We start from the raw sequence: 513 nt of genomic DNA on the forward strand, positions 1-513 counted from the left end.
ACGCGCCCTCACGCGCCCCACAACAAGCTTCCCGTCCTTGTTCGTGTAGTGCCCGACAACCAAGTCGTTTTTAACGCGGCTCGGGTCGATGTTGTCACGCTCCAGGCTGGATGCATCGCGCCTGTAGTGGGCGAGCATGTGCCCGACCGAGGTTGCCTTGTACTTCGCTATGTGTGCCATGTCGGAACCGCCTTACGTCAGATTTTAACCGACTAAAGTCTAGCACGTTAGACCTTAGCTGCGCTAAGGACGTGCCCTGCGGGGCTTCTCCGCAATCCTCCCAGCGGTCGAGATTGCTGCGCGTCATCGGCGGCGGCACCTCTTCCTTGCCCGCTCGGCTCCGCCGAGATGGAGGGGTGAAACCCCTCCAAACCACCCCGACGTATCGGTATCGGATATCGGATTCCCATGGGCGAGGTCGTAGTACCTCGCCCCCCTGTGGTCATTTGTCATTTGTCATTTGTCACATTATTTTTCGGACGTAGTTAGCGAAAAATAATGAGCCGCCCGATT

General features: G+C 57.5%; 1 protein-coding gene. It reads right to left on the bottom strand.

Annotated features, from left to right (window positions below):
* The coding region (locus HMPREF9463_RS10295; protein ID WP_035139018.1) for a plasmid recombination protein at window positions 1-180 on the bottom strand (180 nt) is incomplete at its 3' end.
* Between the last annotated feature and the right edge of the window lie 333 nt (window positions 181-513).

Origin of the sequence: Collinsella sp. 4_8_47FAA (assembly GCF_000763055.1) — a bacterium.
Taxonomy (GTDB): Bacteria; Actinomycetota; Coriobacteriia; order Coriobacteriales; family Coriobacteriaceae; genus Collinsella.